At 67.5% G+C, this 21,810-nt stretch carries 20 protein-coding genes, 1 tRNA gene and 1 pseudogene; 15 read left to right on the top strand and 7 right to left on the bottom strand.

Translation table 11 applies throughout. The features are described from left to right. Positions 1–60 precede the first annotated feature (60 nt). Both OG241_RS25370 and OG241_RS25365 read left to right on the top strand, forming a co-directional pair. Complete coding sequence (locus OG241_RS25370; protein ID WP_405818169.1) at positions 61–1,599, top strand: alpha/beta hydrolase; 1,539 nt, start codon at positions 61–63, stop codon at positions 1,597–1,599. 118 nt (positions 1,600–1,717) lie between these two features. After that, positions 1,718–1,791, top strand: a tRNA-Thr gene (locus OG241_RS25365). A 217-nt stretch (positions 1,792–2,008) separates the two neighbouring features. On the opposite strand, the pseudogene OG241_RS25360 reads toward OG241_RS25365, so the two are convergent. Further along, positions 2,009–2,222: pseudogene (locus tag OG241_RS25360) on the bottom strand (hypothetical protein); the annotation flags it as partial. A gap of 188 nt (positions 2,223–2,410) precedes the next feature. Here OG241_RS25360 and OG241_RS25355 point away from each other — a divergent pair. From OG241_RS25355 to OG241_RS25340, 4 genes are all read left to right on the top strand, one after another. Further along, on the top strand, positions 2,411–3,634 hold the full coding sequence (locus OG241_RS25355; RefSeq protein WP_405818168.1) for an ABC-three component system protein: 1,224 nt from the start codon (positions 2,411–2,413) through the stop codon (positions 3,632–3,634). After that, on the top strand, positions 3,634–4,110 hold the full coding sequence (locus OG241_RS25350) for a three component ABC system middle component (protein WP_405818166.1): 477 nt from the start codon (positions 3,634–3,636) through the stop codon (positions 4,108–4,110). Before OG241_RS25355 ends, OG241_RS25350 begins: the two co-directional genes overlap by 1 nt. Then, on the top strand, positions 4,107–6,059 hold the full coding sequence (locus tag OG241_RS25345) for a DUF3732 domain-containing protein (protein WP_405818164.1): 1,953 nt from the start codon (positions 4,107–4,109) through the stop codon (positions 6,057–6,059). Before OG241_RS25350 ends, OG241_RS25345 begins: the two co-directional genes overlap by 4 nt. Positions 6,060–6,147: 88 nt before the next feature. After that, positions 6,148–6,591, top strand: a complete 444-nt coding sequence (locus OG241_RS25340) for a hypothetical protein (RefSeq protein ID WP_405818163.1) — start codon at positions 6,148–6,150, stop codon at positions 6,589–6,591. A gap of 155 nt (positions 6,592–6,746) precedes the next feature. Here OG241_RS25340 and OG241_RS25335 read toward each other — a convergent pair whose 3' ends face one another. From OG241_RS25335 to OG241_RS25325, 3 genes are read right to left on the bottom strand one after another with little or no spacing between them, the layout of a single operon-like run. Beyond that, the gene (locus OG241_RS25335; protein ID WP_405818161.1) at positions 6,747–7,154 is read right to left on the bottom strand and encodes a hypothetical protein; all 408 of its coding nucleotides are present in this window, start codon (positions 7,152–7,154) and stop codon (positions 6,747–6,749) included. A 28-nt stretch (positions 7,155–7,182) separates the two neighbouring features. Further along, entirely contained in the window at positions 7,183–8,796 is a 1,614-nt protein-coding gene (locus OG241_RS25330) for a tyrosine-type recombinase/integrase (RefSeq protein ID WP_405818159.1), read from the bottom strand. Then, positions 8,793–9,452 (bottom strand): helix-turn-helix domain-containing protein, encoded by a 660-nt coding sequence (locus OG241_RS25325; protein WP_405818157.1) that lies wholly within the window; start codon positions 9,450–9,452, stop codon positions 8,793–8,795. The genes OG241_RS25330 and OG241_RS25325 overlap by 4 nt, the downstream gene beginning before the upstream one ends. 91 nt (positions 9,453–9,543) lie before the next feature. Between OG241_RS25325 and OG241_RS25320 the strand changes: the two genes are divergently transcribed. The 5 genes from OG241_RS25320 (at position 9,544) to OG241_RS25300 (ending at position 14,214) form a co-directional block, all read left to right on the top strand. Then, positions 9,544–9,825: a hypothetical protein gene (locus OG241_RS25320; protein ID WP_405818155.1), complete on the top strand. Its 282-nt coding sequence runs from the start codon at positions 9,544–9,546 to the stop codon at positions 9,823–9,825. 882 nt (positions 9,826–10,707) lie between these two features. Continuing rightward, positions 10,708–10,977, top strand: a complete 270-nt coding sequence (locus tag OG241_RS25315) for a hypothetical protein (protein WP_067020178.1) — start codon at positions 10,708–10,710, stop codon at positions 10,975–10,977. After that, complete coding sequence (locus OG241_RS25310; RefSeq protein ID WP_405818153.1) at positions 10,970–11,593, top strand: DUF6879 family protein; 624 nt, start codon at positions 10,970–10,972, stop codon at positions 11,591–11,593. The genes OG241_RS25315 and OG241_RS25310 overlap by 8 nt, the downstream gene beginning before the upstream one ends. A gap of 18 nt (positions 11,594–11,611) precedes the next feature. Further along, on the top strand, positions 11,612–14,014 hold the full coding sequence (locus OG241_RS25305) for an ATP-binding protein (protein WP_405818151.1): 2,403 nt from the start codon (positions 11,612–11,614) through the stop codon (positions 14,012–14,014). A gap of 11 nt (positions 14,015–14,025) precedes the next feature. Next, a complete protein-coding gene (locus OG241_RS25300; RefSeq protein ID WP_319092663.1) occupies positions 14,026–14,214 on the top strand; it encodes a hypothetical protein in 189 nt (62 codons plus the stop codon). Here the strand turns inward: OG241_RS25300 and OG241_RS25295 are convergent. Beyond that, positions 14,211–14,744: a hypothetical protein gene (locus tag OG241_RS25295; protein ID WP_405818149.1), complete on the bottom strand. Its 534-nt coding sequence runs from the start codon at positions 14,742–14,744 to the stop codon at positions 14,211–14,213. The genes OG241_RS25300 and OG241_RS25295 overlap by 4 nt on opposite strands. A gap of 248 nt (positions 14,745–14,992) precedes the next feature. Between OG241_RS25295 and OG241_RS25290 the strand changes: the two genes are divergently transcribed. Continuing rightward, a complete protein-coding gene (locus OG241_RS25290) occupies positions 14,993–15,637 on the top strand; it encodes a uracil-DNA glycosylase (protein ID WP_405818147.1) in 645 nt (214 codons plus the stop codon). Positions 15,638–15,682: 45 nt separating this feature from the next. Here the strand turns inward: OG241_RS25290 and OG241_RS25285 are convergent, their stop codons facing one another. Further along, on the bottom strand, positions 15,683–16,168 hold the full coding sequence (locus OG241_RS25285) for a TrmO family methyltransferase (protein ID WP_405818145.1): 486 nt from the start codon (positions 16,166–16,168) through the stop codon (positions 15,683–15,685). Between the two features lie 75 nt (positions 16,169–16,243). Next, complete coding sequence (locus OG241_RS25280; protein WP_405818143.1) at positions 16,244–17,632, bottom strand: Tat pathway signal protein; 1,389 nt, start codon at positions 17,630–17,632, stop codon at positions 16,244–16,246. 334 nt (positions 17,633–17,966) lie between these two features. On the opposite strand from OG241_RS25280, the gene OG241_RS25275 reads away from it, so the two are divergent. From OG241_RS25275 to OG241_RS25265, 3 genes are read left to right on the top strand one after another with little or no spacing between them, the layout of a single operon-like run. Continuing rightward, positions 17,967–19,226 (top strand): HAD-IA family hydrolase, encoded by a 1,260-nt coding sequence (locus OG241_RS25275; protein ID WP_405818141.1) that lies wholly within the window; start codon positions 17,967–17,969, stop codon positions 19,224–19,226. After that, on the top strand, positions 19,223–20,854 hold the full coding sequence (locus OG241_RS25270) for a hypothetical protein (RefSeq protein ID WP_405818139.1): 1,632 nt from the start codon (positions 19,223–19,225) through the stop codon (positions 20,852–20,854). The genes OG241_RS25275 and OG241_RS25270 overlap by 4 nt, the downstream gene beginning before the upstream one ends. Continuing rightward, complete coding sequence (locus OG241_RS25265) at positions 20,851–21,810, top strand: thymidylate synthase (protein ID WP_405818137.1); 960 nt, start codon at positions 20,851–20,853, stop codon at positions 21,808–21,810. Before OG241_RS25270 ends, OG241_RS25265 begins: the two co-directional genes overlap by 4 nt.

The raw sequence follows: 21,810 nt of genomic DNA, 5'->3' as shown, positions 1-21,810 counted from the left end.
GTACGGGTCATATCGTGGACGGAGAGTATTCGCGTGGTTCCCCAGGGTTACGCTCGCGGAATGCATATGAGGCGTACACCTCGTCCGGCCTGGTCCTTGCTCGCGGTGGCCGCGCTGCTCGTCTCCGCCTGTTCCACGGGGAGTTCGACCAGTGCCACGAGTGTGGCGAGTGCGTCGGCCACGCCGGCCGGCCTCGCTCGGTACTACGGGCAGAAGCTGAGCTGGCGGTCGTGCGGTGTGCCCGGTTTCCAGTGCGCCACGATGAAGGCACCCCTCGACTACGCGGCTCCGGCGGACGGTGACGTCAGGCTCGCTGTGTCCCGCAGAAAGGCCACGGGCGCGGGCAAGCCGCTCGGCTCACTGCTGGTGAACCCGGGCGGACCGGGCGGATCGGCGGTCGGCTATGTGCAGTCGTACGCGGGTATCGGATACCCGGCGCAGGTTCGCGCGCGCTACGACATCGTCGCGGTCGACCCGCGCGGGGTGGCCCGCAGCGAGCCGGTCGAGTGTCTGGACGGCCGCGAGATGGACGCGTACACGCAGATGGACACGACTCCCGACAGCGAACGGGAGGCGGACCAACTGGTCGACGCGTACCAGGAGTTCGCCGAGGGCTGTGGCAGCAGCTCGCCCGGTCTGCTGCGGCACGTGTCCACGGTGGAGGCGGCCAGGGACATGGACATCCTGCGGGCGCTGCTGGGCGACGAGCGGCTGACCTACGTCGGGGCGTCCTACGGAACGTTCCTCGGGGCGACGTACGCGGGGCTCTTCCCGGACCGTGTGGGCCGGCTGATTCTGGACGGCGCCATGGACCCCTCCCTGTCCGCGCGGCGGCTGAGTCTCGACCAGACGGCGGGCTTCGAGACGGCCTTCGACGCGTTCGCCAAGGACTGCGTACGGCAGACGGACTGCCCGCTCGGTACGAAGGAGGGCGAGGTCGGTACGAACCTGAAGGCGTTCTTCGACCGTCTCGACAGGTCGTCGATCCCGACGGGCGACGCGGACGGGCGCAAGCTGGGCGAGGCCCTCGCCACGACCGGCGTGATCGCCGCGATGTACGACGAGAGCACCTGGCCGCAACTGCGCGAGTCGCTGACCTCGGCGATGCGGGACAGGGACGGTGCGGGCCTGCTGCTCCTTTCCGACAGCTACTACGAGCGCGACGCCGACGGCCGCTACTCGAACCTGATGTCCGCCAACGCGGCAGTGAACTGCCTCGACCTCCCGGCGGCGTACACCACCCCCGACCAGGTGCGCGACGCGCTGCCGTCCTTCGAGAAGGCGTCCCCGGTCTTCGGCGACGTCATGGCCTGGGCCTCCCTGAGCTGCGCGTACTGGCCGGTGCGGCCGACGGGCGAACCGCATCGCATCGAGGCGAAGGGTGCCGCCCCGATCGTCGTCGTCGGCACGACCCGCGACCCGGCGACCCCGTACCGCTGGGCCCAGTCGCTCTCCCGTCAGCTGTCCTCGGCCCGCCTCCTGACGTACGAGGGCGACGGACACACGGCGTACGGGCGGGGCAGCGACTGTATCGACGACACGATCGACACGTATCTGCTCCGGGGGACCCCTCCTGCGGTGGGGAAACGGTGCGAGTAGCGGGGCACGGGCACCGGTGCGGAGGCCTCTCCGGGGGCCTCCGGGGGGTGTTCGGAGCACCCTCCGAAACTGTGTAGACTTACCGACGTTGCTGACCGCACCATGGTGCGAACGGCGCGCCGCCTTAGCTCAGATGGCCAGAGCAACGCACTCGTAATGCGTAGGTCTCGGGTTCGAATCCCGAAGGCGGCTCCGGAAAACCCCAGGACTCACTCGCCGTGACCTGGGGTTTTTCCTTTTCTGTGGTCTCTGGGCTGTCCTTGGCCCCCTCGCGGGGCGGCATTCAGGGGCCTCCGGTGGCCGAGCGGTGGCCATTTGTGCAGCGGGCGTGCAGCGGCGGTGGCCGGGGTGCATGTGGAGCGGGCTGAGATGTTGTCGGATTCCTACAAAGCGCCTGGACGAGAGTTTTGGCGGTGCCGTTGGAGCCGGTGGTGAAGGTGAGGACAGTGTTGTCGCCGGTGCCGATGTTGACGGTGGATCCGGGCAGCAGCTTGCCGCTTTTGCTGTCCTTCGTCTCCAGCAGGAGTGTGGCGGGCTTGAAGGTCGATGATCGTCAGAGGGGCGTCGGCGCCCGGGGTGACGATGACGTCCTGGTCGGCAGCGACCTCGCGGAGCGGGCTGCCTTCTGTCAAGTGAGTGTGTTCAGGTTGGGATCCTCGCGGCTGGTGGCCCGAGGAGAGGCCAACGTGCCGGGTCGCCCAGGTGAAGTGGTCGTCTTCGCCTTAATGCGCTGTTCTTCTCGCGCATAGCCATGTGCGCGCGGTCACCACCGTGGAATGATCGCTGGGTCGGTCTGGGGGAGAGGGTGGCGATGGCAGACACGGGTGAGCAGTTTGAGGCGTCGGCGTCGGCACTCGGGTACCTCTTTCAGTTCGCGAAAGCGCTGCACATCTGTATCGAGCAGTGGATGGGCGCCGATATGGACTGGAACGTTGCGGTCGAAGCAGCTGACGACATCGAAATCCAACGGGGCCCGGATAGACGCCTGATCCAGCTCAAGCAGCGCGCCGAGGGCGTTCGGATGACCGACCTGTCCGAGGACCTCTGGAAGACGTTGAGGATCTGGGCGGAGGCCGCCAAGTCCAGCCGGATCGCGCTTGCTGAGACGAAGCTGTTCCTGCTGACGACGGCTGAGCTCCCGGAAGGCAGCGCAGCCTTCTGCCTTCAGCCTCGAAGTAGTCAGCATCGCGACGAAGACCACGCTCTGCACTTGCTCCGCGAGGCCCGTAAGGCTTCGAAGGCGAAGAAGGGGTCTCTTCCGAAGTGTTTTGCGGCGTTCGATGATCTAGACCTGGGGGATAGACCGCTTCAGCGGTCCCTGATCTCCCGCATCGAAGTCCTCGGCGGCACTCAGGACATCACCGAGGTCCGAGACGCGTTGAAGGGCCTCGCCGCCTTCGCGGTCGGCCACGATGCGGCGAAGGCCTTCCTCGCCAGGCTGGAAGGCTGGTTCTACGACCGTGTGATCGAGCAGATGCAGGTACCAGGAGGAAGTCCGGTCACCGGCATCGAATTCGATGAGCGGCTCTCCGACCTGCAGCGACAGTTCCGCTACGACAACCTGCCGATCGACCACGACATCTACGACATGACTTCCGACGCCTCCCACTCAGCCGACCAGAGGTTCGTCCGTCAGCTCAAGCTGATCGGTGTCGGAGATGAGCGGGTCGGTCTCGCTGTGAGGGACTACGTCCGTGCCTTCACCCAGCGCTCCCGCTGGTCCGCCGAGAATTTGCTGCGCGCGGGCGAGCTTGGAAAGTACGAGCGCAGGCTCGTCGAGGAGTGGCAGTCTCGCTTCGCCGAGATGGCGGAGGACCTCGGATTCGAGGCTACCGAGGAGGAGAAGAAGAAAGAGGCCAAACTGATCTACCGCTGGGTCGATCGTGAGGCCCGCTTCCCGATTCGCGCAGATTGCGACGAAGTCTTCGTCACCAAAGGCTCCTACCACATCCTCGCCGACGAACTGAAAGTTGGATGGCACCCGGACTTCTCCGCACGCCTCATGGAGCTTCTTGAGCCGGCCCGGGCCCGCTGATGGAACTGAGCCGTGAGGAACGTGCCCTATACAACCCTGCCTTCACCGCGGTCCTGTGCATCCGCGCCGTCCAGGGCTACGACAAGGGATACGCCGCCGCCTGCCCGCTTCCCGTAGCTGTGACAGCCAGTGTGATGGCTTTGCAGCCCGCCATCCGGGCAGCACTGCCAGCAACGACTGGCACTGGGCTGATGGGGTGGCTCGAAGCGAACGAGCACGTGCGCGTCGAGATGTCCCGCAACGCCGCGCTCCTCGCCGCCGTGGTCAAGCCGGGTCTCCTGTTCGCCCTTCAGTCCCGCGTCTTGCACTGCACGGCCGCCGGCCTCATCCCCGTGCCCCGCGCTCTGGCCAAAACCCCCAGCGGGGGCACACCACAGACCGTAGCCATCCAACAGGCAGCCCTCATGCTCGGACGCTGGATCCCCAGCACCGGCAGCCTTGGCACCGTCCTGACCCTCCTCGGAGTCAAGCCGTGACCTTTCAGATCCAAGCGGTCACCATCTATGGCAAGCAGCCCGGCCAAGTGCACACCGTGCCCTTCGAGCCTGGCAGTCTCAATATCGTCACCGGCGACTCCCGCCGCGGGAAGAGCGCCCTGTTGACGATCATCGACTACTGCCTCGCCAGTTCCGACTATCCAGTGAAGTCCGGCAAGGTCCGTGAATACGTCAGCGCCTTCGCGATCACCCTCGTCAAGCCCGGAGAGCAGCTCTTCGTCGCCCGTCGCGCCCCGGAAAGCAAGAAGGGCGTCAGCACCGTCCTGTGCATCCTCTCGCAGACGCCCGGTTCGCCGCCGCCGCCCCTGGACGAGCTTCGCTTCGTCACACCGAGGGACGTCGCCAAGGGCCTGTTGAGCGATTTCTGTGGCATCGACCGCAACATCCGCGTTCCCGCCGTCGGTCGCGCAACACTCATCGCGCCCTCCGTCAGGCATGCATTGTTCTTCTGCTTCCAAGCCCAGAACGAGATCGCCAACGAAGATGTGCTCTTCCACTCTCAAGGCGAAGAGTGGAGGCCGAACACCATCCGGGGCGTCATCCCCTACTTCCTTGGCGCGACAGACCGTGAGCAGGCACTTCTCCGCAACCGGCTACGCCTCGCCCGCCGGGATCTGTCCGACCACGAAGCCAAGCTGGCCATCGCGAATAACCTCGCGCCTGCTGCCGGCCAGGCCCAGGCCCTACTCACCGAGGCCATCGAAGCCCATCTCCTGGACCCTGCCCCCGACCACGAGGCGACCGCAGAAGGCGTCCTACGCCTTCTGCGTGAGGCACTCCTCCGCAGGGGCCCACAGCCGGGTCCGGACAGGACCGACGACCCTCTCACCGAGCTGCGCGCCTACCGTGGCGAGCTGCGCGGTCGGGCCAGCAGAGCACGGGTCCGGATCGCCGACCTCAAGGCCGCCCTGGCGGAGAACAGCGACTTCACCGACCAAGCCAACGAGCAGCGCGCTCGGCTGGCCACCCTTGGCCTGCTGAAGCGTGATCCAGAGGCATCGGCTGCTGAACAGTGCCCGGTCTGCGACAGCCCGGTCAGATCCGCCCATGCCACCGTCACGGCGTTGACCACCGACCTCCTCCATCTCCAAGGCGACCTGCACGCCATCGGCAGCGACACGCCTGCCATCGAACGGATGATCAGCCACGAAGAGGGCCAGCTACAGGAACTCCGCTCGGAACTCGCCCGCAATCAGGAAGAGATCAACGAGGTCACTGCAGCGTCCAGGACCCTCGACCAAGAGCCCGACGACGTACGGCGTGCTGCCATCGTGCAGGGCCGTATCAGCCTCTACCTGGACACGGCGGCCCAACTCGCTGTCGGCCCTAGGATGGAAGATCGAACCGAAGAACTCCGGACACGGATTGCCGAGTTGGAGACGCTTCTCAGCGAAGATGTCCAAGGAGACCGCCTGACCAGCTTCCTGTCACTGATCAACCAGGAGATCAGGAAAAAGGCCCAGGAACTCGCCCTGGAACACTCCAGCTCGCCCATTCGCCTCGATGTCAACCGCCTCACCGTGGTGGCTGACACCGTAGAGGGGCCGGTGCCCCTGAGGGATATGGGCAGCGGAGACAACCATCTCGGGTACCACGTGGCCACGCTCCTCAGCCTGCACGAGTGGTTCGCCGAGAACGACAACCCCGTGCCAGGCGTGCTCATTCTTGACCAACCCTCGCAGGTGTACTTTCCACCCGATCACGTTGGCGAAGAGGTGCTTGAGAGTGACGACCGGATCCTGCTTCTGAACATCTTCAAAGCCATCCACCGGACGCTCCGCAGGCTCGACGGGAAACTACAGGTCATCGTCATGGAGCACGCAGACCTTGAAGATCCGGCCTTCAGCGACCACGTCGTGCATCGGTGGCGTAGACGCGATGGACAAGCACTCGTACCCGCCGCATGGATCCCGCCTGAGGCTGACTAACGGGGCCGGTGCAATGAGCCGCTACTTGACCGGGCGATGTCGGAGAATTGCCTGACAGGTGAGGGATGCGTCCGGTAGATCTGTGCGGGTGAATGACTCCACACCCACCGGGCCCACCTCCGAGGACGGCGAGCCCGCCTCCTTCGCCGAGAACGCGAAGAACCTGTTCAAGAAGCACAAGGGGAAGGTCCTCGCCGTCGGCGGCGCCGTTGGCAGCGTGGCCTTGGCCGTCGTCGCCGCCAGGCTCACCGTGGGGCAGGACGCCGAGAAGCAGGACACCGAGGTCACCGAGGATTCCGAGCCGTCCCCTGGTCTCGAAGACGCGGACCGTCCGAAACGCACGTCACCTGTCGGGCACGAAGTAGTCGCGACCCTGGTGAAGCTCGTCACCGGTCAGCAAGCTAGCGAGGAGCGCAGGGCGGCGTACAAGGAAGCAACGGGGGAAGACCTTCCCGCGGACAGCACCTACCGCTCAAAGCATCGGCGGGGCGACTTCGAGGAGGATGGGACTCCCGGCGAAGCCGCAGCCTGAGCGCTTGGGCGAAGGCCACTGCGGCCTCCATTCTCGTGCAGTGCCGGCGGATGCCCTGGGGAACGCACACGCCTCCGTTGACCTGCGGATATGTGCGGGGTTGACGGGGGGTGGGCTGAGATCCTCGTTGACCTTGGAACGCAGAATCCGAGCTGCTAAGGAACTCTGCGTCGCCGCGCTTGACGGGTGTTGGCACTGTACGTGCGGGCGTCCAGGACCGTGCGCATGTGACCGTACTGAACGGCCAACGCGATGAGTCCGCCGGGGCGGCGGGCGATGTGCCAGGCGAGGGTTCTTCTGAACCGGCTCGTGCCAATCGCCCCGTGCGGGTCCTTGGGAATGGCCTGGTCAGGGAGTCCTTGGGTGACGGCTTCACGGTTCACCCAGGCGACGAAGCCTTCGATGCGCTTGTTGAGCGCTTCGTTCTTCAAGGCGCCGGGGTGGTTACGCGGGTTGAGGAAGTCGTGGTGGGCGGAGCTGAGGAGGAATTCCCCCTCCGGGACCATCCGCTCCAGAACACGAATGGAGCGGACGACGGGACTGATGGCGACCCGGTGTGCCATCGGCAGAGGGCTCCGGGTCAGGTGGTAGTCAGGCGGTGCGTTCGTCTTCTGCTGGGCTGCCCTTGCGGGGCGGGGTCATCCGGGGCCTGCGGGTGCCGGTAGCCGGCTCTTGGTCCTTGACGGCGGAGAGAGCCCTGCGGGTGTGTGGGACGAGCTGGGTGACCTTCTCGGCGGCGTCGCGGGCGAGGTCGTCCAGGACGGACTGGTAGGTGTCGCGGGTGATCCGAGTGTCGGAGTGGCCCAGGGTCTCGGAGACGACCTTGACGTCGACCCCGGCCGCGAGCATGAGCGTGGCAGCGACGTGACGAAGATCGTGAAGGCGGATCGGCGGCAGGCCGGCGGCGTCCACGAGGCGCTCGAAGAGGTCGCTGACCTTGCCGGGGTGGAGCAGGGAGCCGTCCTCCTGGGTGAAGATCCGGCCGGACTCCTGCCAGCCCTCGCCCCAGACTTCCCGTTCCTGCTCCTGACGGGCTTTGTGGGCGAGCAGGAGCTGGTGCGTCTCGTCGTCGAGAGCGATGAGACGGACGCCGCTGTCGGTCTTGGGCGCGCCTTCGTGGACCTCCCAGTTGTCCTGGACGAGCTGGGTGGCGATGGCCAGGGAGCGGGCTTTCGCCGAGTGGTCCTGCCAGCGGACGCCGCATGCCTCGCCGCGCCGGGTACCCCGGAAGGCGATGAGCCGCCAGAACAGGTACAGGCGGTCGTCGGCGACCGAGTCGAGGAACCTGGCGGTCTGTTCGGGGGTCCAGACCATGACTGGTGAGGGCTTCTCGCCGGTCTCCTGCCAGTGGGCGATGCGCTCGTCGCTCCAGATGGTGGCCTTCGGTTTGGCGCCGGGCAGCAGCTCGACGTGGGCGGCGGGATTGAAAGCGGGCATGACCTGCTGGGCGATGGCGATGTTCAGCGCGGCGCGCAGGGTGTCGCGGATATGCGGCTGGGTATTGAGGCCGGTGATCCGGCGGAAGGGCGGCATGGCGTCGAGTTGTGCCTGCAGCCACTTGCGTCGCGCCCGGTTCTCCGCGCCCTTCCATGGGGTCGCGTTGAGTTCGTCGCGAACCGAGCGGCGCTGGGTGTTCTGCTCCTGGATCTCGATGTTGCGCTCGTTGATCGCGTTGAACATCGCGTCGACGTGGTGGACGCGCAGCTTGTCGAGCCGAAGATGGCCCAGGTGTGGCTTGAGGTGGACCCGGATATCCAGCTCGTAGCGGGTGGCCCCGCCGCGCCGCAGGCGTTTGCGGCCAGTGAGCCAGGTGTCGAGCCATTCCGCCACGGTGGTCTTCGAGTTGAGGGTCTGCCCGGTCTTGAACCGGCGGCGGGTCTCGTCGTAGTCCGGGACGGGGTCCTTGTCCTTGACGCAGTTCTCCAGGAGGTCGCTGATCTGAGTCTTGCCCCAGGCGTCGTCCTCCTCGGGAATGCCCATGAGGGCGCGGACCTTGTCCAGTTCCTCCTGGGCCTTGGTGGAGGTCTCGAAGCCGCCGCGACGGAACCGCCTTCGGCGGCCGTCCTGTGCGGGGTCGAGTTCCTGGGCGGCGGTCCAGGTGCCGTGTCGTCGGGAGGACTTGAGCTTGGGGCAGGAAGCGCCGTACTCCTTCTTGGTCTTCGGGTCAGTACAGCGGCACCGCCGTATGAGGTTGCCGTTCTTCACTCGCTGTCCTCCGGGTGGGGCGGTATTTCCGGTTGGTCGACGAAGGCCAGCTCGTCGGGCAGAGCCGGAGGTGCCAGGTCGCGCTCGCGCATCCGGCCTCGGAACGCGCGCAGTTCCTGGCAGTCCTCGAAGGCGTGCTCCTCGTAGCCCTCGGCGCGCTGCAGGAGGGTGGCTCTGCGGGTCCGGTCCAGGGTGGTGCTCGCCGTGCGCCGCCGCTCCCTGGCCAGGGCGTGGGAGGACATCGCGGCGGCCACCAGGTCACCGTGCTGGCGGAAGACGTCGAGGACGTCCCGGGCGGTGCCTTCGGGGGCGGGGCCCTCCAGAGGCGACTCGCCGGTGAACCACGCGACCGCGTCCCAGGTGGACACTTCCCGGCCCGGGAGGACCTCGACCGTGGCCGAGGAACCGAGTGGGAAGAGGAGAGTCACTGGCGGGACGCCCAGGACGTCAGCCAGGACGACGAGGTCCGCGACGGTGATGCTCGTCTTGCGCCCGGACTCCAGGTTCTTCATGGAGTGCTCGGTGAACTCCGGCAAGCCGCGGTCGGCGCAACCCTGGGCGACTTCGGCCATGGTGAGGCCGGCGGCCTTGCGCGCGTCCCGCAAGCGCTGGGCGATCCGACCGGTGAACGCTGTCGGCCATTGATCAGGTGTCATGGTGACACTGTATGCAGCGATAAAGCGCCGCCGCAACTACGTGATACATCTTTCGCGCCACCACGGCACCTAAAAATATCAGGAGGGCATCATGACGGCATCTGGATTGGTCCGTGAGGCGCGAGGGTTGACGGGCGACGAACTGCTTGCCCTTCCTGTCGTGATCGACCTCGACACCTCGAACCGGGCGTTGATGATCGGCCGATCCACCGGTTACGGACTCGCCAAGCAAGGGGAGTACCCGGTCAAGGTTCTGCGGCTCGGGAACGCCTACCGAGTGGTGACGGCCGACCTGCTAAAGCTGCTGGGGCTGGGGCAAGGGGATGGGGGCCAGGACGATGACCGAAGCGAGCGTCACGGCCTTGCCGCCTGATAGCGGTTTGTTCGCCTATGGCACCGGCTGGACTGTCGGCCGCGCGCAGGGCCTGCGCGGCATCGTCTCGGGCTCGGTGCGGTCTGCCGCCCCGGACGGCGGCGGGTGGTCTGACGCGGCTCATTTGAGCGGCGTCTGGAAAGGATCAGAGATTCGGGCTGCGGTGAGGATGGTTGCGCCTCTACCGTGGGTCAGTCGAAATGAGACCGGGAACGTGTAGTCGAGGAGACGCCTTGGATCCGGTATCGGTGGGAGTGTTGGCGGCGCTGGCAGGCGGGGCCGGGGGCGAGGTGGGTCGGCAGGCATGGGCGACGCTGAGTGAGTTGGTGCGGAGACCGTTCGGCAGGCAGGCGGGAGCCCCGGCACCCGGGGAGGCCGAGTTGGTGGCGCTGAGCGAGGCGCCAGGCGAACCGGCACGGGCAGAAGTGTTGAGTGGCGCCCTCGCCGCGCGGGCGGCCGTTGACCCGGAGTTCGCTGCCGCGCTGGACTCGTGGCGTGGCCAGATTCCAGCGTTGGTTGAGGGCTCGGTGACCAACACAGTCAGTGGCGGTACCCAGTATGGTCCGGTGATCCAGGGTCGGGACTTCTCCGGCATCACCTTCAACAGTCCTGCAGTTCCTCCCGCGCGGGAGAGTTGACGGCTTCGGTTGACCCTTGCGACGTCCCGGGCGGCCCCGGTTCGGATGCCGTCGACGCAGGGGGTTGCGTCCCGTCATCTGCATGACTCGGATCACCCGTGCGGTATTGAGCGGTAGCTCAGGACGTCCGCGCGTCCGCTGGGGGAGTGCTGCGTGGACTGGCGGTTTTCCTGATGTACGCATCCAGGTGTGCCCGGTATCGTTGAGGACACGGTCAGTGATGTTGTGGATACTGGAGGCAGTCGTGGCCCGCGCATGGGAAGCCGATCCGTCTGCGTTATTCGTCAAGCGCCTCGGTAAGTCGGCGGCGGAGTTGGGCAACTCCAAGGACGACGACGAGTGCCCGGACATCTGGCAGTTGAGCAACGGTGACGTTGCCGTGATCGGCCGCGATCTCACCGCGCACTACCGGTCGCGCCTGCCGAGCGAGGTGAACCTGGGGCCGGACGAGCGGTTGGTCGTCATCCCGGGCAACATGCTGAGTGCGGCGAAGGTGGACATTCCCGATGCTTGATCTCCTCGCTCCTGGGCTCCCGGACGAGCTGGGTGAGCGGCTCACACGCGAGGACTACAAGCGGGACTTCCGGGAGCGGCGCGCCGCGATCCGCGATGGGGAGTCCTGGAAACTGGAGCGGTTACAGCACTTCGAGGAGACGAACGACGACAGCCGGGAGGCGCTGCGTCAGGGGGACTGGCCGGCAGTGTTGCGGCTGTTCGAGGCCGACCGTGACGCCTTGGTTCGAAAGGCCAGGGACGAAGTGTCGCGCGGGGCGGTCTTTCATCGTATTCGTGTGGTTGAGGAGCCGCTGACGCCGTATGTGCAGTGGGAGCTGCACTGGCTGCGGCTGAGCGCGGAATGCGGGCATTCCGTTCGCGTCCTGCCTGCTTCCGCGGTCGCCGCCGCGGAGGGCGATGCGCTGCTGCCGGAGTTGAACCTTCTGGACAGTCGGGTTCTCTACCGTGTGCTGTACACCGCTGCCGGTCAACCGGACGGGGCGATTCGCTTCACCGATCCCAGCACCGTGAGGAACTGGGCGGAGTATCTGCAGGAACTGTACGCGGCTGCGGAGGACGTCCAGGCGTACTTCGACCGTGCCGTGGCCGACCTGCCTCCGCCGCCCGCGGCCTGACCAGGCGCATCGATCGACGTGCCTACAGAGGGCAACAGGCGACCCGGAGACTCGCAGAACGACCTCTCCGGGTCGTCTCGCGATGTCGTACAGGCCGGGAGCGTCACTGGTGGCATCCACTTCCACCACGTCGCCGCCTCGGGGCCGTCGGGGCCCGTCCCACGCCAGCTCCCGGCCGACGTGAACACCTTCGTCAACCGCTCCGACGAACTGGGACAGCTGAACGCGGTGCTTGCCGACCGGAACGGCGGGCGCGTCGTCGTCTCCGTTCACGTGGTGGCCGGCACGGCGGGCGCGGGCAAAACCGGGCTGGTCCTGCACTGGGCGCACCAGGTCAAGGACCAGTTCCCCGACGGCCAGCTCTTCGTCAACCTCCGCGGGTACGATCCCGGAGAACCGGTCACAGCCGCGCAGGCACTTCGGCGCTTCCTGCGGGCCCTGGGCGTGGCCCCGGCCGAGGTTCCCCAGGACGTCGACGACGCGGCAGCGATGTACCGCTCACTGATCGCCGACCGCCGGGTCCTGATCCTCCTGGACAATGCGGCCACGGTCAGCCAAGTCCGGCTGCTGCTCCCCGGCGGAGGAGACAGCCTCGTTGTAGTCACCAGCCGCAGCCGCCTGGCGGGTCTCTCAGTGCGTGACGGCGCCCAAAGGATCACCCTTGGCACGCTTCCGGAGCCGGAGGCAGTCGCTCTGCTGCGCGCGGTCACGAGGGGCTATCGACCCGAGGACGACGGCGACAAACTCGCAGAACTGGCGCGCCTGTGCGCCCGTCTGCCGCTTGCCCTGCGGATCGCCGCCGAACGGGCCGCCAGCCACCCGCACATGCAACTCGACGATCTCATCAGCGATCTGCGTGACGAGTCCGCCCTCTGGGACGCCCTCAGCACCGGCATCGATGACGAGGCCGAAGCCATCCGTTCGGTCTTCACCTGGTCCTACCGCGCTCTGCCCACGCACTCGGCCCGCCTCTTCCGCCTCCTTGGCCTGCACCCTGGAGCGGCGTTCAGCCTCCCCGCTGCCGCAGCCCTCGGCGAATCCACACCCAGCCGAACACGCCAGCTGCTCGACGATCTGGTCGGGGCCCACCTGCTGGAGCAGACCGCTCCGGACCGGTTCCAGTTCCACGACCTCCTACGCGCGTACGCCACCGACCTTGCGCAGTCAGAGGAGCCGTCCGACCAAAGGCAAGCTGCGCGACGACGCGTCCTGAGCTGGTACCTCCACACCGCCGACGCCGCCCAGACGTGGCTCTATCCGTCAGAGGACCACCTGCCACTGCCTGGCCCCTTGCCGGAAGTCACGCCCCTCGTCTTCACCGACTACAACGCCGCCGTCGACTGGTCCGAACGGGAACAGGGCAACTTCCTCCCCGCCGTGCGCGACGCCGCCCGAAACGGAATGGACGAGACGGCTTGGCAGTTGGCCACCATCCTGTGGTTCGCACGTCCCGCCTCCTCGTCGGAGCGGGACTGGCTGGAACTGGGCCGAATCGGATTGGAGGCAGCGACAAGACGAGAGGACCAGAGAGCGCAGACACGGCTGCTCATCAACACGGGCATCGCGCACAGGGCTCTGAACAACTTCTCCGAGGGCCTGGACGCTCTGGAGCGAGCCGTCGCGTTGGCTCGCAGCTCACAGAGCCGGTTCGACGAGGCCCAGGCCCTCAACCTCATGGGCCTGATCCATCTCCGACAGCGCGAACTCGACTTGGCGGACGCGCATTTCGGGCAGGCCATGTCCGTCTTCCGAGACCTGGGAAATGGTCAACGAACCGCCACGGCACTGTCCAACATCGCCAGCACTCGCCTGAGCGCCGGCCGCCTGCCCGAGGCCGCCTCGGTCATCGACGAGGCGCTTGCCGCGCACCGGGCCCTGGCCAATCGTGGCGGTGAAGGCAACCTCCTTCGGATCGCAGCCGCCCTGCGACTCGAAGAGGGCGACACGGATGCCGCCCGGCGATCCATCGACGAGGCGCTCGACATCGCGCTCGCCCTCCGCGACCACACCCGGGAAGGCTTCTGGCTCCTCACCCTCGGCGACATCCAGCGCACCGCCGCCCAGCACGGTGACGCCCTGACCTCCTACCAGCGCTCCGCCATGCTCCACCGCCGCCTCGGCGACCGCAGCCGCGAGGCCCTGGCCTGGCGCGGCACGGGCCAGACGTATGCCGCGATGGACCGCCACGGCGAGGCCACGACCTTCCACCGCCAGGCCGCGGCCGTTCACCGCGACCTGGGGGACACCTGGCAACTCGCCCTGGAACTCGACCACCTGGCCGCAGCCGTTCACCCGGAGGACCCCGAGACTGCCCGTGGCCACTGGATCGAGGCCCTGACCCACCTGACCCCCTATACCGACCCCCGGGCCACGTCCATCCGCTCCCGCATAGAAGCGTTGCTGACCCGAGCTGCTGGCTGACGCCGTCGCTGATGTGGCCAACGAGGCCACCAAGCTCGACGGAGATCCAGCCGTTCGAGGAACGCCGGGCCCAGGTGGAGGAGGCCCTCTTCGGCTCCCCACCCCTGGCATCCCCGCTCCTGGTCGAGGACGAAACCGGTGACATCGTCGGCCTCGCCGCCCACTCGTTCCCCTGGCGCAGCGCGGGTTCCACGGCTTAGTCGATGTTGGTGTCCATCCCTGGAGCCCTTCGGGCGTTGTTCCTGAGGTTGGCGAAGGGCAGCGCTCCTCCGTGGAGTTCTTTGAACTCGTCGATCAGGTCCTGCTCAGCCTCACCCGCGTTGGCCTCGGTCGTCGGCCGCCAGGCGACGAGCAGTGCAGCCGAGTCGACCAGTTGCCAGATGTAGCGACCGCCCCAATGGCCAGCCAGCAGACCAGTGCCGTGGCGGCGGTAGTCGGCAAGCCGCTGGTTCAGTCCGTCCTGGCCTGCGGCCTTGCCGATGTACACGACCGTTGCCCCGTCCACCCAGGCATCGCCGAGCTTGTCGGCGGTCACGGATGGGTCGCGGCCTTTGAGGTGTCCGGCAGGGCTGGTGGGGAGGAACGACGGGGGCGAGGTGTCCGTGCGGATCACCACGTAGATTCCGTGCCCGGTGGGGACGTTGCTGGCGGGCAGTTCGCGGAACGGCACGAAGCCGCGGAAGCCGCGTGCGGTCAGGGTCCTCTGCGTCAGCTCTGGTGTCGGGCTCATGCCAGGCATCGTGCCAGGCGCATCTGACAGTCCTCGGCCCAGTTCTCGTAATAGCTACGGCCAGGTGGCGTGTAGCTCATCTGCGATGCTCAGGACTTCCCATCGACAGCAGAAGCTGCCCGCAGCCTCCGTCGCGTCCTTCGCTACTCGTCCTCCGGCATCTGTGGGCAGGGTCGATCGAGCAGTCTGCGGTGTCAGACGTTCCCGGTAGGGTCCCCGCGATGGTGTGAGCCGGTGGTGGAGGAAATATGGCGCGACGAATGCGGGACGAGGCGTTCCGGATAGAGCAGGAGCAGGGGCGCTACGCCCCCCACGTACGTCCGATCAATGAGATGGTCGACGCCTTGCGCGACCAGGACGAGCGTGGCTGGATGCAGCACGTCGCCCCCTGGCACGGGGGAGTGGAGGCGCGCGCCCTGTCGATCCTGCGGGACCCGGGCCCCAAGACACAGGAGGGTGTCGGCTCCGGATTTCTGTGCGTGGAGAACGACGATCCGACAGCGGAGCTTCAGGTCCAGCTCTTCGAGGGGGCGGGGATCGCGCCGCGAGACGTCACTCCCTGGAACGCCTACCCCTGGTACATCAACCGCTCGCCGAAGGCGGCCGAGCTTCAGGCCGGCGTCGAGGTCCTGAAGCAGCTGCTGGGGTTGATGCCGAAGGCCGAGGTCGTGCTTCTCCAGGGCAGTGAAGCCCAGGACGCGTGGCGCCGCCTGCTCAAGACGCACCCCGGAGTTGTCCGTGAACGGAGTCTGAAGGTGGTCAGCACCTACCACCCGGGACGGCAGGCTCTCTTCGTACGAGACCTGGATGAACGCGCCCGCCGCGCACAGCACAGAGTCGACTCCTGTCAGACCGTCGGTGACGTGCTCCGTGGGGTGGGCGGGCAGATGTAGAGCTCGGCCGTGCTGGCGCGGACCAGACCGTGGATCATCTTTCGCTCACCGCTCACGCGCATCCCTCCAGTAGTCATGGAGCATCTCGGTCGGCCACGAAGGCTGTGTGACAGGACCGCGGGGGAGCATCTCCTCGAACACGGCCACGAGGTCGATGACCGGTGTGCCGTCGACGGTGTCGAGGTCCGTCACGTGGAGGTCGCGCCCGTCCACTCCGAGCAGGCGGGGGAACGACGTCGCGATCCGGGCGGGGCGACGGTGGTTGCGGTGTACGAACGTTCCGGTCGCCGGCCACTCCGGGTTGTTGCGAGGGCTGCGGGCATGCAGCGCGACGTCGCTGGGTGAGCCCTCGGAGAAGTACCAGGTGACCTGGAGATGTGAGAACTCCTCGATGCCCTGCAATGTGTCGAGGGGGTAGTCCGGACGCAGCCGGATGATGGATTCCACGCCGCCCTGGAAGTCGTCGCCAACCTTCAGGTGGCCCCCGACAACCGTGGCGACGATCGGCACCTCGATGGACTGTGCGGTCACAACTGCCCCTTCTTCCGCTCCAGATGGGATGTTCGGTACGGCTCGGCACCGCGCGCCCCCATCGTCATGGCGCGGTCAGGCTACTCGCCTGAGCACGGCCTTGGCTCGTTCGTCGATCTCCGCCGCCGCGCTGATCCCACGGTTGCGATACGGGGAGAGAACCCGGCGCATGTTGATCACCGCCTCGCGGGCTCGACCGGAATGAACGCCGTTCATGGCGTCCAGGGCTTGGGCCCAAGTGCTGCACGCCGCCTCGACGTTGCCCTGACTTGCCTGCGCGGCGCCCAGGTATCCCAAGGTCACGACGTGAGTGCGTCCGAAGGCACCGGTCTCCCTCGTGTGGACGCTGCGCCAGAACTCGTCCTGGGCCCCTTGGAGGTCGCCGAGAGCCCAGAGCGTGCGAGCTGTCTCGTGCGCCAGGCTGGCCTCGGAGAAGAACCAGACACGGGCGGGTTCTTCGTCCCCGGGCTTTGCCGCTGCGAGGTCGTCCTCAGCCCGGAGGAGGGCTACACGCGCTTCTTGCCGCCGTCCGGCCGTGGCCAGGCTCCGCGCCCGTACGACGCCCAGCAAGGCTCGTTCGCGGGGAGTCGCCAGGGTGTACCGCTTGTGCTCGACCGAGGCCGTCGCGATGTCCACGGCTTCCTTGGGGTGGCCGAGATCTGTCGCCTGGTGGGCCATGGCACGCAGGACGTGGCCGGCCAGTGGTGCGTCCTCGGCCTCGGCCGCCAGCTTCACTGCCAGGGTGAAGTACCGCCGGGCGGCCTCGTGGTGCGACGCGTCGAAGCTCATCCAGCCGGCGACGTACACCAGCCCGGCAGCGGCGGCGAAGAGGCGGCAGCGCGTCTCGTCACTGGCGAAGACGCCGCCGACGTACGTCGCGACGTCGTCGTAGATGTACTGGTAGAGGGCTGTCCGGCCGTCCACTCCGCCTTGGCGTTGGTCGCGCTTCGAGAAGAACTCGGTCATCTCCTTCACCGCGTTGATCTCGGTGGTCCCGACTCTCCGGTTCGTCGAAGCGGGGCGCGACCTGGCACGCTCGGGGGCCTCGTCCCACCACGCCTGGCCAGGCAGGGCGAGTCCGGTCACCGAGTAGGCCGTGCCGGCCAGCACGCGGCGTCGCTCCAGGTCCACGTTGCTTCTCCCCAGATCCACCAACGCACTCACCGTATCGACGTGCCATTCGGATGCCATGGCCGCACCCGATTTCGGCGGGGTGAGGCCGATCTCCGCCGGAGTGATGGGCCGTTGAAGCCGACGGGACAACGTCTCGCTCAAGATGTGAGGTGCCCGCCCAGAAGGCTCCGTACCCGCGATCCACATCGCGATGTGCGAGCGGCTGGTGCCGAGCAACTCGACGGCGCCGACCTCGGCCGCAACCCGTACGAGGGCAGCGGCGACCTTCGGCTGCGACCAGCCGGTTTCCGCGATCGCAGCGGCCAGTTTCTCGTTCCGCTCGCGCCTCATCGTGCGCCCCTGTCCACAAGATGATCTTTGACGGGTTTGACGGCATCGCCGACCGGTGGGGGATACCAACCCACCGTGATTCACGGTTCGCTCAAGGTCAACCAAACCACCAACGGACTTTCCCCCGGGAGGAATTCGGTGAACGCAATCCAGACGTACGGCTCTGGAGACCGGATGCCGCCGGGCGGGCAGGGCCATGTCTCCGAGCCTGCCCAGGCCAGAGAAGGAGGTCCGAGAACGGCGGTCGACGCACACCTCCGCAGCTTCGACGCCTCCACCGAGACCTGCCGCCGAGTCCTTGACGGACTCCGGCGGACACTGTGAGGAGGCCGAGATGATGCCTATCTGGAGCCTGGAATCCGTCATCGAGTCCCCCGAGTGGCGGGTGAGCCTCACCATGGTCTCGGACGACATGGCACCCGGGGCGGCACGGACCTTCACGCGGGAAACGCTGTCGGCCTGGGGACTTGAAGAGCTGATGGACCGCACGGTCCTGATCGTCAGCGAACTCACCACGAACGCCGAGCGCCACGGCGGTACGCCAGGTGGCACCGAGCGCCCCTCGGACGCGGACAGCCAGGTGGTGGTCGAGCACATCACGCTGACCCTCACCGCCCGGAGCGGAACCGTGGGCATCGAGGTGGAGGACAACTCCCCCTTGCCGCCGATCCCTCGCACCAGTGGGCCGGACTCGCTGGACGGACGCGGTCTTCTGCTCGTCACGGCCGAGGCCGACGCATGGGCGGCTTGTCTCAACGAAGACGGCAGCGGCAAGCGGGTTCTCGCGGTCGTGAGACGCCGAGAGGCCGTCCCCTGCGGCCCGACCCCCACCGCACACCCCTTTCAGCCCTACTCGCTCGCCATGGAGGCGTTCGCCATGCCTGCTCAACACGCGCCCGTCGCCGCGCCCTTACCTCCGAGGAAGAAGATGGAAGACGTCGTGACGCAGCACGTCCTGCTCCTCGACCTGGACGGTGTCCTGGTCGATACGCGCCCCGTCATGCAGGAGGCGTGGCGTGCGGTCCAGCAGACTCACGGCGTCGACCTGCCGTTCGAGATGTACGAGCAGCATCTGGGCCGTCCGTTCAACGACATCATGGAGCGGCTCGAGCTGGCCGACGCCGATCGGATCCACCAGACGTACACGGCGGCCTCGCAGGCTGCCTCCCCTCTGGCCCGACCGTTCGAAGGCGTGGAAGAGGTGCTCCACGCTTTCGCCGCCGCCGACTGGCGCCTCGGCGTCGTGACGTCCAAGCCTTTGGACAGAGCCGCTCCGCTCCTCGCCCAACTCGGCTGTCCCTTCGCTACGGTCCGTGCACCCGGCGGTCCGGGGAGGGGCAAGCCGGCCCCGGACCCGCTGCTGCTCGCCCTCGTTGACCTCGCGGCCGATCCGGCGTCCGCAACCTACGTGGGCGACATGGAAGTCGACCGTGAGGCCGCTCGCCGAGCCGGTGTCTCCTACGTCCACGCCGCATGGGGCTACGGCGCCCCCGGCACTCCGGAGCCCCGGATCGCACAGTCGCCGGTGGACCTCCTTCGACTGCTCGACGTGAGCAAGAAGAGCGTGCCCCTCATCGAGGGGAGCCTGCTGTGACCGATCCTGGCCAAGGCGTCGAGGCGCTGATGACCGCGCTGGAAGCCGAGTACGGCGATGCGCTCGTGACGGCCGGCGGCGTGAGCTGGCTGTCGGTCCACCACGTACCGATTCGCCGCCTGGTCACCCGCGTGGTGAGACGGCTCCTGGACCTGGACGAGGTGTCGACCGCCACGGTGTTCGGCGCAGCCGGGGATCTGGTGGTGGCCGGCGGCAGTACGTCTCTCGGCTACGTCGCGTACGAAGTGTCCGAGGCAGGTCTTTCCTTTCTCCTCGGGCACGGCGAGCCCGGCCAACTCACCCCGGACGGTGGCGAGCTCGCGGTGCCGGTCCAGCCTCGTTTGAAGGTCACCGACGCACCCGTGTGCGCCGTCTCCTGGTCATCCCGTCATGCGGAGACGCTGCTTCCGGTTCTCTCCGCCCTCGCCGGCCAAGGGGTGAGGAGCACCGTCGTGGACACGGCCTCCGAAGCGGATCAACGTTTCCCGGATACGTCGGAGCCGGGAATCACCGTGCTCCGCCTGCCAGATGGAGCCCTTGACCGCGATGGTGAAGTGCCTGCCCGGAGCGCTTTCCGGCACGAAAACGAGCGCACGGTACGAGTGGGACAGCACGAGATCGGCATCGGCAGACTGGCGTGGCTCGCCGCCCGACTGCTTGTACGCAGCGCAGGCTGCACCCAACCGTCCTGGTCGGCAACGCTGTACGTCGAGCAGTGGCTCGACGCCGTTCTCCTCGCGTCCCACAGCCGGGTCCTGCTGTGCAGCAACGACACCAGCCCGCTCGGCGTCCTCGCTGTTCGCGCCGCCGAACGTGCTGCCGCGGACACCGTCTACGTCCAGCACGGCGCGTGGATCGAGGGGCAGACCTCCTCGCACTCCCAGAGCTCCCGCCATGTCGCGGTCATGGGGGCGCGCGATGTGCGCGCGGCCCAGGCTCAGACTCGGCGCCCTGACGCTCGTATGTACGTCGTCGGCCAGCCGCGGTTCGACGGGCTCGCCCAGGTTGACCGCCTCGGCCAGCGGGCCTACCTGCAGAGGATGTTGAAGGAGCAGACGGGTTCAGCGCCGACAAGGATCGTCGTGTGGGCGTGCCAGCCGTTCAACGAGCAGCGGCTTCTTGGCCAGACCGAGGTTCTGGCCGAGGGGCTACGGAACGCGAAGGGCGGCTGGGGCCTCGTGGTGGCGCCGCACCCGGCCCAGAACGCCGAGACGCTGTCGCCTCTGCTCGACGTGCTGAACGGTGTCCCGGTCGCCTTGATCGGCTCGGAGGTCGGAGCCCGCGGATGCCTGGCCGGCGGGGATGCCCTGATCAGCGCGTCATCGACGTGCGGGATCGAGGCTCTGCTCCTCGAAGTGCCCGTACTGGAACTGGCGCTTCCTGCCACGCGCACGTTGGGACTCGCCGACCACGGGGCCGCCTGGCGTTGCGAGTCCAGCCGGGACGTCGCCAGGCTCCTGACGCGTATCGACGAGTCTCCGCAGACCGTACGCGTACCGACGGCGGCCAAGGAGTTGATCTGCCACCGGGACGGCCGCAGCGCCGACGCCGTCGCGGACATCGTCACTCAGGCGCTGTCCGGCAGCGCAACTCCCCACCACTCAGCGCAAGGGACCGACAGGCGATGACAAACACCTTTACCGGCGACAGCGTCGCCGAACTCTTCATCGGTGCGGTGATGTTGGCCAAGAGCGGGGACAAGGTCAGCCCGCGCGGAATGGCCACCCGCGAGATCTTCGACGTCAACATGACGCTGACCCAGCCGAGGGCCCGTCTGCTGTACGCGCCGCCCGCCCGGATCCTGAATCCCGCCTTCGCGGTGGCCGAGACCGTCTGGCATCTCGCCGGGACCGACGACCCGTGGATCTACGGATACAACGAGCAGCTGCGGCAGTACGCCGACGACGGGATCCTGCAGGGTGCCTACGGGCCGCGGATGCGGAACTGGGCCGGGAAGGTGGACCAGCTCCGCCGCGTGGTCGAGATCCTCAGGGACGACCCCGACTCCCGCCGCGCCCTGATCCAGCTGTACGACCCGGCCCGCGACACCGCCGGGCACAAGGACGTCCCCTGCACGCTCGGCTTCCGCTTCCACCTGCGCGCGGGCCGCCTGCACATGTCCACCACCATGCGCGGCCAGGACGTGTGGATCGGCCTGCCGTACGACCTGTTCTTCTTCACCACGCTGCACGAACTGGTCGCCGGCTGGCTCGACGCGGAGCTGGGCGAGTACCACCACCACGTCAGCTCCCTGCACATCTACGAGCGCGACCTCGACAGGGCCGACGGACTGACCGACGTCGCCGCGAGCCCCCTGATGCCCGAACTCACCACGCCGTGGGAGGGCTTCGACGAACTCCTCCGCCGAGTCGAAGCACGTGATGAGACCGGGCATCCGGGCTGGGACTCCATGGCCGGGACGATGTGCAGCTACCGGCTGTGGAAGGACGGGATGCGCGAAGAGGCGTGGCGCGTCGCCGACGCCATCGAAGGACCGCTCGGTGAGGCCCTGACCGCCTGGTACGGCGAACTGACCTGCCGCACCGGAACCTCGGCCGCACAGGCTGCCGCGGGAACGAGGTGA

The sequence above is a fragment of the Streptomyces sp. NBC_01390 genome, from assembly GCF_045040105.1.
Lineage (GTDB): Bacteria > Actinomycetota > Actinomycetes > Streptomycetales > Streptomycetaceae > Streptomyces.
Note: the sequence above shows the minus strand (reverse complement) of the source record. Positions and strands in the feature narration are given on the sequence as shown.

Bases quoted from the DNA above. Each gene is read 5' to 3' on its own strand.
- OG241_RS25370 (WP_405818169.1), top strand. From the start codon at position 61: ATGCATATGAGGCGTACACCTCGTCCGGCCTGGTCCTTGCTCGCGGTG.
- OG241_RS25355 (WP_405818168.1), top strand. From the start codon at position 2,411: ATGGCAGACACGGGTGAGCAGTTTGAGGCGTCGGCGTCGGCACTCGGG.
- OG241_RS25350 (WP_405818166.1), top strand. From the start codon at position 3,634: ATGGAACTGAGCCGTGAGGAACGTGCCCTATACAACCCTGCCTTCACC.
- OG241_RS25335 (WP_405818161.1), bottom strand. From the start codon at position 7,154: ATGGCACACCGGGTCGCCATCAGTCCCGTCGTCCGCTCCATTCGTGTT.
- OG241_RS25325 (WP_405818157.1), bottom strand. From the start codon at position 9,452: ATGACACCTGATCAATGGCCGACAGCGTTCACCGGTCGGATCGCCCAG.
- OG241_RS25320 (WP_405818155.1), top strand. From the start codon at position 9,544: ATGACGGCATCTGGATTGGTCCGTGAGGCGCGAGGGTTGACGGGCGAC.
- OG241_RS25310 (WP_405818153.1), top strand. From the start codon at position 10,970: ATGCTTGATCTCCTCGCTCCTGGGCTCCCGGACGAGCTGGGTGAGCGG.
- OG241_RS25300 (WP_319092663.1), top strand. From the start codon at position 14,026: ATGTGGCCAACGAGGCCACCAAGCTCGACGGAGATCCAGCCGTTCGAG.
- OG241_RS25295 (WP_405818149.1), bottom strand. From the start codon at position 14,744: ATGAGCCCGACACCAGAGCTGACGCAGAGGACCCTGACCGCACGCGGC.
- OG241_RS25290 (WP_405818147.1), top strand. From the start codon at position 14,993: ATGGCGCGACGAATGCGGGACGAGGCGTTCCGGATAGAGCAGGAGCAG.
- OG241_RS25280 (WP_405818143.1), bottom strand. From the start codon at position 17,632: ATGAGGCGCGAGCGGAACGAGAAACTGGCCGCTGCGATCGCGGAAACC.
- OG241_RS25275 (WP_405818141.1), top strand. From the start codon at position 17,967: ATGATGCCTATCTGGAGCCTGGAATCCGTCATCGAGTCCCCCGAGTGG.
- OG241_RS25265 (WP_405818137.1), top strand. From the start codon at position 20,851: ATGACAAACACCTTTACCGGCGACAGCGTCGCCGAACTCTTCATCGGT.